The organism is Leptothrix cholodnii SP-6 (assembly GCF_000019785.1).
Classification (GTDB): domain Bacteria; phylum Pseudomonadota; class Gammaproteobacteria; order Burkholderiales; family Burkholderiaceae_C; genus Sphaerotilus; species Sphaerotilus cholodnii.
This window is the reverse complement of record NC_010524.1, coordinates 2,138,068-2,150,417: the sequence shown is the minus strand read 5'-3', so window position 1 is coordinate 2,150,417 and position 12,350 is coordinate 2,138,068. Positions and strand designations below refer to the sequence as shown.

Annotated in this window: 13 protein-coding genes; 7 read left to right on the top strand and 6 right to left on the bottom strand. The window is 69.8% G+C overall.

The window, feature by feature from the left end:
- Positions 1-68: 68 nt before the first annotated feature.
- A complete protein-coding gene (locus LCHO_RS09945) occupies positions 69-1,253 on the top strand; it encodes a porin (RefSeq protein ID WP_012347009.1) in 1,185 nt (394 codons plus the stop codon).
- A 27-nt stretch (positions 1,254-1,280) separates the two neighbouring features.
- Here the strand turns inward: LCHO_RS09945 and LCHO_RS09940 are convergent, their stop codons facing one another.
- A complete protein-coding gene (locus tag LCHO_RS09940; RefSeq protein ID WP_012347008.1) occupies positions 1,281-2,042 on the bottom strand; it encodes an SDR family oxidoreductase in 762 nt (253 codons plus the stop codon).
- A gap of 128 nt (positions 2,043-2,170) precedes the next feature.
- On the opposite strand from LCHO_RS09940, the gene LCHO_RS09935 reads away from it, so the two are divergent.
- Complete coding sequence (locus tag LCHO_RS09935) at positions 2,171-2,554, top strand: cupin domain-containing protein (RefSeq protein WP_012347007.1); 384 nt, start codon at positions 2,171-2,173, stop codon at positions 2,552-2,554.
- Between the two features lie 34 nt (positions 2,555-2,588).
- On the opposite strand, the gene LCHO_RS09930 is transcribed toward LCHO_RS09935, so the two are convergent.
- The 3 genes from LCHO_RS09930 to LCHO_RS09920 are packed head-to-tail and all read right to left on the bottom strand — an operon-like array spanning position 2,589 to position 5,294.
- Positions 2,589-3,332, bottom strand: coding sequence for an arginyltransferase (locus LCHO_RS09930; protein WP_012347006.1), 744 nt, complete (start codon positions 3,330-3,332; stop codon positions 2,589-2,591).
- Positions 3,329-4,099, bottom strand: coding sequence for a leucyl/phenylalanyl-tRNA--protein transferase (aat, locus tag LCHO_RS09925; RefSeq protein ID WP_012347005.1), 771 nt, complete (start codon positions 4,097-4,099; stop codon positions 3,329-3,331). Before aat ends, LCHO_RS09930 begins: the two co-directional genes overlap by 4 nt.
- Positions 4,100-4,142: 43 nt before the next feature.
- Entirely contained in the window at positions 4,143-5,294 is a 1,152-nt protein-coding gene (locus tag LCHO_RS09920) for an AIR synthase-related protein (protein WP_223210530.1), read from the bottom strand.
- A 35-nt stretch (positions 5,295-5,329) separates the two neighbouring features.
- On the opposite strand from LCHO_RS09920, the gene dnaX reads away from it, so the two are divergent.
- The 3 genes from dnaX to recR all read left to right on the top strand — a co-directional run bounded on the left by dnaX (position 5,330) and on the right by recR (position 8,321).
- Complete coding sequence (gene dnaX, locus LCHO_RS09915) at positions 5,330-7,282, top strand: DNA polymerase III subunit gamma/tau (protein ID WP_012347003.1); 1,953 nt, start codon at positions 5,330-5,332, stop codon at positions 7,280-7,282.
- An 87-nt stretch (positions 7,283-7,369) separates the two neighbouring features.
- Positions 7,370-7,696, top strand: coding sequence for a YbaB/EbfC family nucleoid-associated protein (locus LCHO_RS09910; RefSeq protein ID WP_012347002.1), 327 nt, complete (start codon positions 7,370-7,372; stop codon positions 7,694-7,696).
- A gap of 28 nt (positions 7,697-7,724) precedes the next feature.
- Positions 7,725-8,321, top strand: a complete 597-nt coding sequence (gene recR / locus LCHO_RS09905; RefSeq protein WP_012347001.1) for a recombination mediator RecR — start codon at positions 7,725-7,727, stop codon at positions 8,319-8,321.
- A 54-nt stretch (positions 8,322-8,375) separates the two neighbouring features.
- On the opposite strand, the gene LCHO_RS09900 is transcribed toward recR, so the two are convergent.
- Both LCHO_RS09900 and gloB read right to left on the bottom strand, forming a co-directional pair.
- A complete protein-coding gene (locus LCHO_RS09900; RefSeq protein ID WP_012347000.1) occupies positions 8,376-10,112 on the bottom strand; it encodes a transglycosylase SLT domain-containing protein in 1,737 nt (578 codons plus the stop codon).
- Positions 10,109-10,891 carry a hydroxyacylglutathione hydrolase gene (gene gloB / locus LCHO_RS09895; RefSeq protein WP_043704111.1) on the bottom strand — a complete coding sequence of 261 codons (783 nt, stop codon included), beginning with the start codon at positions 10,889-10,891 and terminating at the stop codon, positions 10,109-10,111. The genes LCHO_RS09900 and gloB overlap by 4 nt, the downstream gene beginning before the upstream one ends.
- Between gloB and LCHO_RS09890 the strand changes: the two genes are divergently transcribed.
- Positions 10,890-11,711, top strand: a complete 822-nt coding sequence (locus tag LCHO_RS09890; RefSeq protein ID WP_012346998.1) for a class I SAM-dependent methyltransferase — start codon at positions 10,890-10,892, stop codon at positions 11,709-11,711. The two genes, gloB and LCHO_RS09890, sit on opposite strands and share 2 nt — an antisense overlap.
- Positions 11,712-11,776: 65 nt before the next feature.
- Positions 11,777-12,259, top strand: a complete 483-nt coding sequence (gene rnhA, locus LCHO_RS09885; RefSeq protein ID WP_012346997.1) for a ribonuclease HI — start codon at positions 11,777-11,779, stop codon at positions 12,257-12,259.
- Positions 12,260-12,350 lie beyond the last annotated feature (91 nt).

Sequence of the window (12,350 nt, the reverse complement as noted above, 5' to 3'; positions counted from 1 at the left end):
GGATTTGGCCTTGGGTGGTTCACCTGCAACAGCAGGCGCTGAACCGAATCACCACGAGGAGACTCCCCTTGAAAACCACACCCATCGCCCACGCAGCCGCCCTCTGCCTGCTCGCAGCCGCCGGCGCCAGCCATGCCGTCAGCTTCACCCAGGGCGACGTGACCCTCGACATCAACGGCACGGTCAACGGTTTCTACGTCAACCGCGAGGTCAAGACCACGCCCACCGGCGGGGCCGAGACCAAGACCAGCAACAGCGCGATCTCCAACGGCCTGCTGCCGGGCTGGATCAACTTCGTCGCCACCGCGAAGGCCGGTGACCAGGACGTCAAGGCGCACTTCGGCTTTGCCCCCGGCATCATGAACAACTCGACCATCGTCGGCCTGCCGAGCGCCGCCTCCGGCGTCGGGGCCTACTCGCAGGTCGACACCCGCAACGTCTACTTCCAGTTCGGCAACGACAGCTGGGGCCGCATCAAGCTGGGTCGCGACATCGGCCTGTTCGGCCAGAACATCGTGCTGTCGGACATGACGCTGCTGGGCGTGGGTGGCACCTCCAATGCCGGCACGCCGTTCAACACCACGTTCGGCATGATCGGTCACGGCTACATGTACACCGGCTTCCAGCCGCAGATCAGCTATTCGTCGCCCAAGCTCGGTGGCTTGCAGGCTTCGGCCGGCATCTTCCAGCCCAGCGCCTATGCGGGCAATGAAACCAAGACCCCGGGCGTGCAGGCGATGGCCAGCTTCGACTTCGCCGGCGCCGCGCCGGGCAAGGTCTGGGCCGGCCTGGTGAGCCAGGACACGAGCTGCTCGGGCACCTGCGCCACCGTGCCGCACGCCGCGTCGGGCTACGAGCTGGGCGCCAAGGCCGGCGTGGCCGGCTTCGAAGGCGTGCTCTACGCCTTCAAGGGCAAGGGCCTGGGCCTGTCGACGATCGGCGCGCAGTTCCTCGGCGGCGGTGATGCCGCGGGCAACAAGACCGATTCGCAGGGCTTCCTGGCGCAGGTCACCTACAAGATCGGCGACACCAAGCTCGGCGTGAACTACGGCAAGAACACCGACGAAGGTGGCGCCACGGCGGGCGTGTTCGGCGCACCGAAGAACGACCGCAAGGCCGTCACCTTCGGTGCCTACCACTCGCTCAACAAGTACATCACGCTGGTCGGCGAGCTCAACCAGGAGAAGCAGACCAACGCCGCGGCAGTCGAAAAGGTTCGCACCATTTCGCTGGGCGGCATCATGTTCTTCTGATCGCCGTCAGGTGCGTCGGACGTGGCCTCAGCCGCGTCCGACGTAGGGCATCTGCGTGGCCATCACCGTCATGGTCAGCACGTTGGCCGACAACGGCAGGCGCGCCATCGCCATGAAGGTGTCGGCCACCGCGGCCATGTCCATGCGTGCTTCGGCCTTGATGCTGCCGTCGGCCTGGGGCACGCCTTTGGCCATGCGCTCGGTCATGTCGCTGGCGACGTTGCCGATGTCGATCTGGCCGACCGCGATGTTGTGGCGCCGGCCGTCGAGCGCCGCCGCCTTGGTCAGGCCGCTGACGGCGTGCTTGGTGGCGGTGTAGGCGATCGAGCCCGGCCGCGGCACGTGGGCCGAGATCGAGCCGTTGTTGATGATCCGGCCGCCCTGCGGGCTCTGCGCGCGCATCAGCCTGAAGGCCTGCGCCAGGCAGTAGTAGGCGCCGTTGAGGTTGGTGTCGACGACACGCCGCCAGTCTTCGATGCCGATCTCGTCGGGCATCGTCGAAGGCAGCGAGATGCCGGCGTTGTTGAACAGCAGGTCGAGCCGGCCCCAATGGGCCTGCACGGCCTCGAAGGCGGCCGCCACCGAGGCGGCGTCGGACACGTCGGCGGGCAGCGCCAGGGTGCGCGTCGCGATGTCGCCGCTCACGTCGGGCGCGGCGTCGATGGCGGCCTGCAGCGTCTCGGCGCGGCGGCCCACGAAGGCGACGTTCCAGCCGTCGGCCAGCAGGGCGTGGGCACAGGCGCGGCCGATGCCGCTGCCGGCTCCGGTCACAAGGGCGATGGGTTTCATGGGGTCTCCTCAGCCGTTCAAAGAAGCCGCGATTGTGTCGTCGTGCAGCCCCGGCTGCAGGGCGGCTGCGGGCCACTACGATGCCGGGCTGACGATTCCACCCACCTCACGCATCGACTGGAGCACCCATGAGCGTTTTCACCAAGATCAGCCTCGTCACCGGCGCCGACGGCCGCGCCCATTGGGCCGAATCGAGCCTCGCGCTGAGCGAAGGCAAGCCGCAATCGCGCCTGTCGCCCTTGCTGCCGAGCGGCGGCTATCAGCTGCGCGAGAGCCCGGTCGGTTTTCGCAGCGATTTCCATTGCACCGGCGAGCCGCAGTGGGTGTTCATCATCGGTGGCGTGATGGAGATCGGCCTGCAGGACGGCAGCAAGCGCGTCTTCCGGCCTGGCGATCACTTCTATTCGGCCGACGTGTTGCCCGCCGGCGCGGTGTTCGACCCGGCCCTGCACGGCCACTGCAGCCGCCAGGTGGGCGACGAGCCGCTGAAGACCCTGTTCGTGCGTGGCTGAAGACGGGTTGCAGGTCGGCTGCGGATCTTGATCTTCACCGCGCCGGCTGGCGCTGCCAGGTGCCGCCCAGCAGCATCTCGTGCGGCTGGAAGAGCGACTTGTAGGCCATCTTGGCGCTGGCCTCGATCCAGTAGCCGAGGTACAGATACGGCAGGCCCAGCTCACGCGCCTGGGCGATCTGCCACATGACGTTGTAGGTGCCGTAGCTGCAGGCCGGGTCGGGCTCGTAGAAGGTGTAGACCGCCGACAGCCCGTCGTTGAGCACGTCGAGGATCGAGACGATGCGCAGCGCGCCAGGCTGGTCGCCGATGCCGGGCTCGCGAAACTCGACCAGCCGCGAGTTGACGCGGCTCTGCAGCAGGAACTGGGTGTACTGATCGACCGAGTCCTCGTCCATGCCGCCCCCGGCGTGGCGCCGGTTCTGGTAGCGCAGGTAGAGCGCGTAGTGCTCGGGCACGAAGCACAGGCGCATCACGCGCGCCTGCAGGCCCTGGTGCTGTTTCCAGGCCCGGCGCTGGCTGCGGCTGGGCGCGAAGTCGTTCACCGGCACGCGCAGCGGCACGCAGCACTGGCAGCCGTCGCAATACGGGCGATAGGTGAACATGCCGCTGCGCCGGAAACCGGCGGCGACCAGGCCGGAGTAGGTCTCGGCGTTGATCAGGTGCGACGGCGTGGCCACCTGCGAGCGCGCCATGCGGTCGGCCAGGTAGCTGCAGGGGTAGGGCGCGGTTGCATAGAACTGCAACTGGGCGAGCGGTAGTTCCTTCGGGTGCGTCACGCAGATGGACTCGGCTGACCTGGGCCCCGGTCTCCCAGCCGGGCCCACGACGAAGGATCATAAAACCAATCCTTCGGGGCGGGCAGATCGACCACCCGGCGCAGATGGGCCTCGAACTGCGCCCTCGGAACCGGCTGCGCACCCAGCGATGCCAGGTGTTCGGTTTCCATCTGGCAGTCGATCCAGGCGATCTCGTGCGCCAGGCAGAACGCCACCAGCGCCGCCAGGGCGATCTTCGACGCATCGGTGCGGCGCGCGAACATCGACTCGCCGTAGAACATGCGTCCGATGTTGACGCCGTAGAGGCCGCCGACCAGTTCGCCGTCGACCCAGGTCTCGAAGGAATGGGCCGATCCGGCGCGGTGCAGCGCCACGTAGGCGGCCTTGACCTCGGGCACGATCCAGGTGCCGTCCTGGCCTTCGCGCGGCGTGCGGCTGCAGTGGTCGATGACGTCGGCGAAGGCGCTGTCGATGCGCACCTCGTTGCCCGGCGTGACGAGAAAGCGCCGCAGCGTCTTCTTCAGCGAGCGGTGCAGCCTGAACTGCGCCACCTGCAGCACCATGCGCGGGTCGGTGCTCCACCACAGCACCGGCTGGCCCTGGCTGTACCACGGGAAGATGCCCAGCCGGTAGGCCATGCGCAGCCGCGCCACGCTGAGCTGCCCGCCCGCGCACAGCAGCCCCGGCGCCTCGCTGTCGGGGCCCAGCGCGAGGCGGGTGGGCGGGAAGGGCGCGCTGTCGCTGTCGTCGGGCAGCCAGGGGATCATGCCGATGCCGATGCGGCTTGCGGGGCGACGGGCGCGGCCGGGTTCAACGCAGCTGCAGGTCGTCGTTGCCGAACTCGATGTCCAGCGGCTCGATCTGCAGGCGCTTGGCACCGGCCTCGACCTCGCCGGCCACCCAGGCCGCGATGCCCTGCGCGCGGGCGATCTCGACCGTGCGCTCGGCGTCTTCGGCGGCCACGAAGATCGCGAAACCCGCGCCCATGTTGAGCGTGCTGTAGGCCTCGCGGTCGTCCTGCTGCGCCTGCTGCTGGATGAAGCGCAGCACCGGCGTCACCGGCGGCACCGTGTGGATGCGGTAGCTCAGTTCGGCCGGATGGCGCAGCAGCTTGCGCCAGCCGTGGCCGGTGATGTTGGCGCAGTAGTGCGGCGTGATGCCGGCCTTGAACAGCGCCTCGGTGACCGGCGAATAGAGCGTGGTGGGCGCCAGCAGCGCCGCGCCGTACGTCAGCCCGGGGGCGATCTCGGTCAGGTAGCCGTCGGGCAGGCGCTCGACCAGCTTGCGCGCCAGGCTCAGGCCGTTGGCGTGGATGCCGCTCGACGCCAGCAGCACGATGGCGTCGCCGGCGGCGAGCTTGTCGCCCACCGACAGGCGCTCCTTCGGGTTGATCAGGCCGGTGCACGAGGCCGCCAGGTCGATGCGGCCTTCTTCGACGATGCCGGCCAGCGCCGGGGTTTCGCCGCCGCCCCAGGCGACCTGGCAGACCTCGCAGGCGCGCTTCCAGCCGGCCACCAGCGCCTGCGAGCGCTGGTCGTCGCCGAACCAGTCGGAGCCGCCGGCGGCCCAGTAGGCCTGCACCACCAGCGGCGTGGCGCCGACCGTGATCAGGTCGTTGATGGCCATCGCGATGGTGTCTTGCGCGATGGCGTCGTACCAGCTCTTGCCGGTCAGGCGCGCCATCTCGTCGGCGACGAGCGTCTTGGTGCCCAGGCACTCGACGATCGAGGCGAGGTAGAACGGCCCGACGTCGACCACATAGGCCGATTCGCCGCGCGAGGCGGCCACTTCGGTGAAACCGTGGTGCGCCAGCTGGCTGGCGGTGGAGGCCGCGGCGCGCTGGGCCGTGACCTTGAGCGGGTCGATCAGGTCGTAGTTGACGCCGGCTTGTTCGTAGCTCAGGGTGCCGGTGGCGGCATCGCCCGGCATGGCCGAGGACGGGGTGGGGGAGGCGGAAGTCATGGGGAGCGATTATCGGGCACCCTAGAATCCTCTCCATGTCCTATATCGTCCTGGCCCGCAAGTACCGCCCGCGCAGCTTCGCCGAGCTGGTGGGGCAGGCGCACGTCGTGCAGGCCCTGAGCAATGCCCTGACGCAACAGCGTCTGCACCACGCCTACCTGTTCACCGGCACCCGCGGCGTCGGCAAGACCACCGTCTCGCGCATCCTGGCCAAGAGCCTGAACTGCGTCGGCGCCGACGGCCTGGGCGGCATCACCGCCACGCCATGTGGCGTGTGCAGCGCCTGCCGCGACATCGACGCCGGCCGCCACGTCGACTATGTCGAGCTCGATGCGGCGTCGAACCGCGGTGTCGACGAGATCAGCCAGCTGCTCGATCAGGCCGTCTACAAGCCGGTGGTGGGGCGCTTCAAGGTCTACATGATCGACGAGGTGCACATGCTCTCGACGACCGCCTTCAACGCGATGCTGAAGACGCTCGAGGAGCCGCCCGAGTACCTGAAGTTCGTGCTCGCCACCACCGATCCGCAGAAGGTGCCGGTGACGGTGCTGAGCCGCTGCCTGCAGTTCAACCTGCGGCCGATGGCCACCGAAACCGTCTTCGAGCACCTGCAGACAGTGCTGAACGCCGAATCGGTGCCGTTCGAGGATCCGGCGCTGCGGCTGCTGGCGCGTGGCGCGCGCGGCTCGATGCGCGACGCGCTGTCGCTCACCGACCAGGCCATCGCCTACGCCGGCGGCCACCTCGGCGAGGCCGCCGTGCGCCAGATGCTGGGTGCGGTCGACCGCGGTCATGGGGTGCGCATCGTCGAGGCGCTGGCCGCCAGCGACGGCGTGGCGCTGGTGCGCACGGTCGACGAGCTGCGCGCGCAGGGCCTGTCGGCCGCCGGCACGCTCGAAGAGCTGGCCGATCTGGCGCAGCAGATGGCGGTGCTGCAGGCAGTGCCGCAGGCGATCGACCCGACCCATCCCGACGCGGCGGTGCTGCAGGGCCTGGCGCCCTTGCTGCCGGCCGACGAGACCCAGCTGCTCTACAGCATCGCGCTGCACGGCCGTGCCGAACTGGCGCTGGCGCCCGATGAATACAGCGGCCTGGTGATGGTGCTGCTGCGCATGCTGGCGTTCCGGCCGGCCGGTGGTGCCGCTGCGTCGGCGGTCAGGCCGGCAGCCGCCGCGCCGATCGTCGCCGCAGCGCCCGTGCCGGCTCCGGCCGTGGCAGCCAGCCGCGAGCTGCTGCGCACCAGCGGCGCCGTCAGCAAGACGACGGTGCCATCGGTGGCGCAGGCACCGTCGGCCCCACCGGTCCGCCCGGAGCCGCCGCGCGCATCCCCGACCCCGATGGCTGCCCCGGTTGCTGCCCCGATGGCTGCCCCGACTGCGATCAGCGTGTCCGAACCGGCGCCACCGTTGCGTCCGGCGGCGGCGCCTGCTGCGGCAGCCGAAACGCCACCCTGGGACGACGAACCGCCCTGGGTGCGCGAAGAGTCCGAGTCATCGGACGGCGCCCGCCCGACCGCCCGCAACGAGAGCCAACCGCCATCGCCCGAAGTCGTCGACGCACCGCAGGCCGCCGACATCCCCGCGCCCCATCCGGCCCAGGCCCGCTGGCTGGCCACCGTGCAGCAGCTGCTCGCGCAGACCAAGGTCACCGGCCTGGTGCGTGAGCTGGCCTGGCAGGCCGAATGCACCGGCATCGACGACGCTGCCGATCCGGTCTGCTGGCAGCTGCGCGTCGAGCGCGAATCGCTGCGCCAGGCCAGCCACCGCGAGCGCCTGCAGGCCGCCATGAGCGAACTGCTCGGACAGCCGCAGCGGCTGGAGATCGACGTCGGTGCCGTCACCGACAGCGCCGCCCGCCGTGACGTGGCAGCCAGGTCGCAGGCCCAGGCGCAGGCCGAACGGGTGATCCGCAACGATCCGGTGGTGCAGCAGTTGCTGGCGCGCTACCCGAGCGCGCGCATCGTGCCGGGTTCGGTGCGGCCTCGCTGACGGTCAGACTCGCTTGCCCGTGGCCACGGGCCACCCCCGTTTCAACTTCCACTTTTCCATTTTCCATTCCAACCCCAAGGACACGCCATGATCAAAGGACAACTCGCCGGCCTGATGAAACAAGCCCAGGCGATGCAGGACAACCTGAAGAAGGCACAGGACGAACTCGCCAACGTCGAGGTCGAAGGCCAGTCGGGTGCCGGCCTGGTGAAGGTGGTGATGACCTGCAAGCACGACGTCAAGCGCCTGTCGATCGACCCGAGCCTGCTGGCCGACGACAAGGACATGCTCGAAGACCTGGTGGCCGCCGCCTTCAACGATGCCGTGCGCCGTGCCGAAGCGGTCAGCCAGGAAAAGATGGGCAAGCTCACCGCCGGCATGCCGCTGCCCCCGGGCATGAAGTTCCCGTTCTGATGACGGCGCGCAGGCGTCGGGACTCACGATGAAAGCCTCGTCCGGCGACGCCCTGGCGCACCTGGTCGAGGCGCTGCGCCGATTGCCGGGCGTGGGCGTGAAGTCGGCGCAGCGCATGGCGTATCACCTGCTGCAGCACGACCAGCCCGCCGCCTCGCAGCTGGCGCGCGCGCTGGATGCGGCGGTGCAGAAGGTGCAGCACTGCGAGCGCTGCCACACCTTCACCGAGCAGCCGGTGTGCGCCACCTGCCTCGACCCGCAGCGCGATCCGCATCAGCTGTGCGTCGTCGAGACGCCGGCCGACCAGGCCGCGGTGGAGCGCACCGGCAGCTACCGCGGGCTGTATTTCGTGCTGATGGGCAAGCTCAGCCCGCTCGACGGCGTGGGCGCGCACGACATCGGCCTGCCGGCGCTGATCGAGCGCGCCTTCGACGAGGTGGTGCAGGAGGTGATCGTCGCGACCAACTTCACCGCCGAGGGCGAGGTCACGGCGCACGTGATCGCCGAGGCCCTCAAGTCACGCGGCCTGCGCGTGACGCGGCTGGCGCGCGGCGTGCCGATCGGCAGCGAGCTCGAATACGTCGACCTCGGCACCATCGCGCACGCCTTCAGCGAGCGGCGCTGAAGCGGCCCGCCGAAGCAGCCGCATGCCGCGGCGGCTTCGGTTGCTTCAGTCGATTCACGGACGGCTGCTCGCCACCCTGACCGCCTTGGCCGGCGCCTGGGCACGGCGCACCTTGGTGGCCTTGGCCGGCTTGTTCGCCTTGTAGATCACCAGCGACTGGCCGGCGGCAAAGCGCGCGCTGGTCGACACCTTGTTCCATTGCGCCAGTTGCGCCGCGCTGATGCGATGGCGCTTGGCCACGCTGGCCACCGTGTCGCCCTTGCGCGCCTTGATCGCCACCTTCTTCATCGGCGGCAGATCCGGCGCCAGGCTCATGTAGGCGTTGTCGGCGACCTGCTCGGAGACGTCGACGCTGCGCCGCAGCGAGCGCGGCACCAGCAGGGTCGAACTGGCCTTGACCAGCATGCGCGGCGGGATGTGGTTGACCTCGCGCAGCACCGACTCGCTCACGCCGACCTGCCTGGCCGCATCGGCCGGGCGCATGGTGCGCGGCACGACCCAGGCGGTCCAGCTGGCGAGCGGGCCTTGATGGGCCTCGAGGCGGCGCACGAACGCATCGGCGTTGTCGTAGGGCAGCAGCACCTGCGGCGTGCCTGCGGCCAGGATGACGGGCTTGTTCATCGACGGGTTGAGCGCCTTGAACTCGTCGACGCCGAGACCGGCCAGCCGCGCGGCCAGCGCCACGTCGATGTCGCGCTTGATCGCCACGCTCATGAAATACGGGTGGTTCTCGAGCGCCGGCAGCGTCAGGCCGAAGGCGCGCGGGTTGGCGACGATGTTCTTGACCGCCTGCAGCTTGGGCACGTAGCTGCGCGTCTCGGCCGGCATGCGCAGGCTCTCGTAGCCGGTGGCCAGGCCCAGGCGCTGGTTGCGCGCGATGGCCCGGCTGACGTTGCCTTCACCCCAGTTGTAGGCGGCCAGCGCGAGGTGCCAGTCGCCGAACTGACGATGCAGGCGCGCCAGGTAGTCGAGCGCGGCGCGGGTCGAGGCCAGCACGTCGCGGCGGTCGTCGCGGAAATGGTTCTGCTTGAGGTCGAAATCGCGCCCGGTCGACGGGATGAACTGCCACATGCCCGACGCCTTGGCGACCGACATCGCCTGCGGGTTGAAGGCGCTTTCGATGAACGGCAGCAGCGCCAGCTCGCCGGGCATGCCGCGACGCTGGACTTCGTCGAGGATGTGGAACAGGTAGCGGCCGCCGCGCTCGGTCATGCGCTGCACGTATTCGGGGCGGGCGGCGTACCAGCGCTCGTGCTGCTCGACCAGCGCGCCGTCGAGATCGGGCATGCGGTAGCTGTCGCGCACGCGCTGCCAGAGGTCGAGGCGGGCCTGCGAGTCGTCGATCGGCGTCTGATCGGGACGCAGGATGTCGGTCGGTCGGCCGGCTGCATCGATGCCGTTTTCGGGCTCGGCCGGGGGCAGGGCGGCGCTGAGGATCTCGGAGCGGGCCAGCGGCCGGACGTCGACCGTGGCGCCGCCGTCGTCGGCATGGGCCGTGCCGGTCGGGTTGAGCGTGCGGGTCGCGGCCGGTTGCGGGCTGGTGGCGACGTCGCCGGCCCCGGGTGCGGCGGCGCTGGCGACCGGCGCGTTCTGGCCGTCCAGCGACGGCAGCGGCGCGAGCGGGCCTTCTTGCGGGCGCTGGGTGCGGGTCGAGACGGTGGTCAGCAGCGGCGGCGGCGGGATCTCGCTGGTGTTGGACAGCGAGGCCTGCGGGGCGGTCGCGCAACCGGCCAGCCAGCTGGCCAAGGCGACGGCGGTGAGTGCCAGACCGGCGCGTGCGGATGATTTCATCGGTAGGTGTTCTTCCAGGCTCTGATGGCGGCAAACACCGCCACCGGGTCGTGCGCATCGGCGCCACGCTCGCGCGCCGTCTCGATGACGGCGGCCTCGTGGCTGCGCAGAAAGGGGTTGATCTGGCGCTCCAGCGCGATCCGGCTGGGCAAGGTGGGGGTCCGGGTGGCGCGCAGGCCGAGGCAATGGGCCTCGTGCCGGGCGATCGCGGCATTGTCGGGCTCGACCGCACGCGCGAAGCGCAGGTTCGACAGCGTGTACTCGTGGGCGCAGCAGACGCGGGTGTCGCCGGGCAGCGCGGCCAGGCGCGACAACGACGTCAGCATCTGCGCCGGCGTGCCCTCGAACAGCCGGCCGCAGCCGGCCGAGAACAGCGTGTCGCCACAGAACAGCACCGGCTCGCCGATCGACGGCTGATCGGCCGCATCGATGAAGTAGGCGACATGGCCGGCGGTGTGGCCGGGCACGTCGATGACCTGCAGGGCCAGGCCGAGCACACGCACCGTGTCGCCATCGCGCACCGCGGTGACGGGCACCGGCATCGGCTCGCCCGCAGGGCCCCACACCGGCACCGGCCATCGCTGCAGCAGGGCGGCCAGGCCACCGACGTGATCGCCGTGGTGGTGCGTCACTAGAATGCCCGCCAGACGCAGCGACAGGCGCTCGAGCGCCGCAATCACCGGCGCAGCGTCACCCGGATCCACCACCACGCCCGCCTGGCCGTCATGGAGCATCCAGATGTAGTTGTCGTCGAAGGCGGGCAGCGCTAGTAGATTCATGGCGAAAGAGTCAGCAATTATAGGGATTGACGAGTGGCTGACGACCCCTCCGGGCCGCTATCTGGTCGCGTGGGAGCAGGCCCAGCTCGATCGCCTGGTGAGCAACATTTTCGGCTACCACGCGGTGCAACTGGGCTGGCCGGCGGTGCAGGGACTGCGCTGCAACCGCATGCGCCACCGCTGGCTGGTCAACGACGGACCCTTGAACGCGGGACTGGCCGCCAGCGCGCCCGCGCCGGTCGACGGCGCCGCGATCTGGCCACCCGGCCCGCTGCCGCTGAGCGTCATGAGCGACTACGAGACGCTGCCGTTTCCGTCCGCCAGCCTGGACCTCGTGGTCCTGCCCCACACGCTCGAACTTGCCGGTGATGCGCACCAGACCCTGCGCGAGGTCGAGCGGGTGCTGATGCCCGAGGGCCGGGTGGTGGTGATCGGTTTCAACCCCGCCAGCCTGTGGGGCGCCTACCAGGCCAGCGCCGACGTCGCAGGCCGGCTGGGCTGGGGCTCGGGCCCGGTCAGCAGCGGCACCGAACTGATCGGCTGGCGCCGCCTGCGCGACTGGCTGCGGCTGCTGGGCCTCGAGTTCGAGTCCGGCCGCTTCGGCTGCTATCGCCCGCCGTTCGCGACCGAGCGCTGGCTCGAGCGCTGCGCCTGGTTCGACGATGCCGGCTCGCGCTGGTGGCCGGTGCTGGGTTCGGCCTATGTGCTGGTGGCCGTCAAGCGGGTGCGCGCGATGCGCCTGATGGGTCCGGCCTGGCGCAAGAAGACCCAGGGCGCGACCGTTCCGGCGGCGGTCGCCCGGCATCACCACGAGCCCTGACGCGATTCGAGCCTCGAGGCTGGCGCTGGCCCGATACTTCGGCCTTTGAAAAATTAGCCCCATCCATGAGCATCGAATCGACAGCCGGCCCGCAAGCGGTCATCGCCAAACCCGAGGTGGTGATCTACACCGACGGCGCCTGCAAGGGCAACCCGGGCCCGGGCGGCTGGGGTGCCTGGCTGGTCAGCGGCGGGCATGAAAAGGAGCTCTGCGGCGGCGAGGCCAACACCACCAACAACCGCATGGAGATGATGGCGGTGATCGAGGCGCTGGCCAGCCTCAAGCGCAGCTGCCGCATCACGGTCTACACCGACAGCGCCTACGTCCAGAACGGCATCAGCAGCTGGATTCACGGCTGGAAGCGGCGCGGCTGGAAAACCGCCGACAACAAGCCGGTCAAGAACGTCGACCTCTGGCAGCGCCTGGATGCCTTGTCCACCTTGCACCAGATCGAGTGGCGCTGGGTCAAGGGCCATGCCGGCGACCCGGGCAACGAACGCGCCGATGCGCTCGCCAACCGCGGCGTCGAAGTCGCGCGCGCGCGCTGATCCCTGCCCGCGACGGGCCATTCGGTTTCGCACTGCCCGACCGCCGGTGGCTGCGCTTACATTTCAGCGTCAACCTCTTCAACGGCCCCTC

What these genes read in the sequence shown, in the direction of transcription:
- LCHO_RS09940 (WP_012347008.1), bottom strand. Translation starts at nt 2,042, where the DNA reads ATGAAACCCATCGCCCTTGTGACCGGAGCCGGCAGCGGCATCGGCCGC.
- LCHO_RS09935 (WP_012347007.1), top strand. Translation starts at nt 2,171, where the DNA reads ATGAGCGTTTTCACCAAGATCAGCCTCGTCACCGGCGCCGACGGCCGC.
- aat (WP_012347005.1), bottom strand. Translation starts at nt 4,099, where the DNA reads ATGATCCCCTGGCTGCCCGACGACAGCGACAGCGCGCCCTTCCCGCCC.
- LCHO_RS09920 (WP_223210530.1), bottom strand. Translation starts at nt 5,294, where the DNA reads ATGACTTCCGCCTCCCCCACCCCGTCCTCGGCCATGCCGGGCGATGCC.
- dnaX (WP_012347003.1), top strand. Translation starts at nt 5,330, where the DNA reads ATGTCCTATATCGTCCTGGCCCGCAAGTACCGCCCGCGCAGCTTCGCC.
- LCHO_RS09910 (WP_012347002.1), top strand. Translation starts at nt 7,370, where the DNA reads ATGATCAAAGGACAACTCGCCGGCCTGATGAAACAAGCCCAGGCGATG.
- recR (WP_012347001.1), top strand. Translation starts at nt 7,725, where the DNA reads ATGAAAGCCTCGTCCGGCGACGCCCTGGCGCACCTGGTCGAGGCGCTG.
- LCHO_RS09900 (WP_012347000.1), bottom strand. Translation starts at nt 10,112, where the DNA reads ATGAAATCATCCGCACGCGCCGGTCTGGCACTCACCGCCGTCGCCTTG.
- LCHO_RS09890 (WP_012346998.1), top strand. Translation starts at nt 10,890, where the DNA reads ATGGCGAAAGAGTCAGCAATTATAGGGATTGACGAGTGGCTGACGACC.
- gloB (WP_043704111.1), bottom strand. Translation starts at nt 10,891, where the DNA reads ATGAATCTACTAGCGCTGCCCGCCTTCGACGACAACTACATCTGGATG.
- rnhA (WP_012346997.1), top strand. Translation starts at nt 11,777, where the DNA reads ATGAGCATCGAATCGACAGCCGGCCCGCAAGCGGTCATCGCCAAACCC.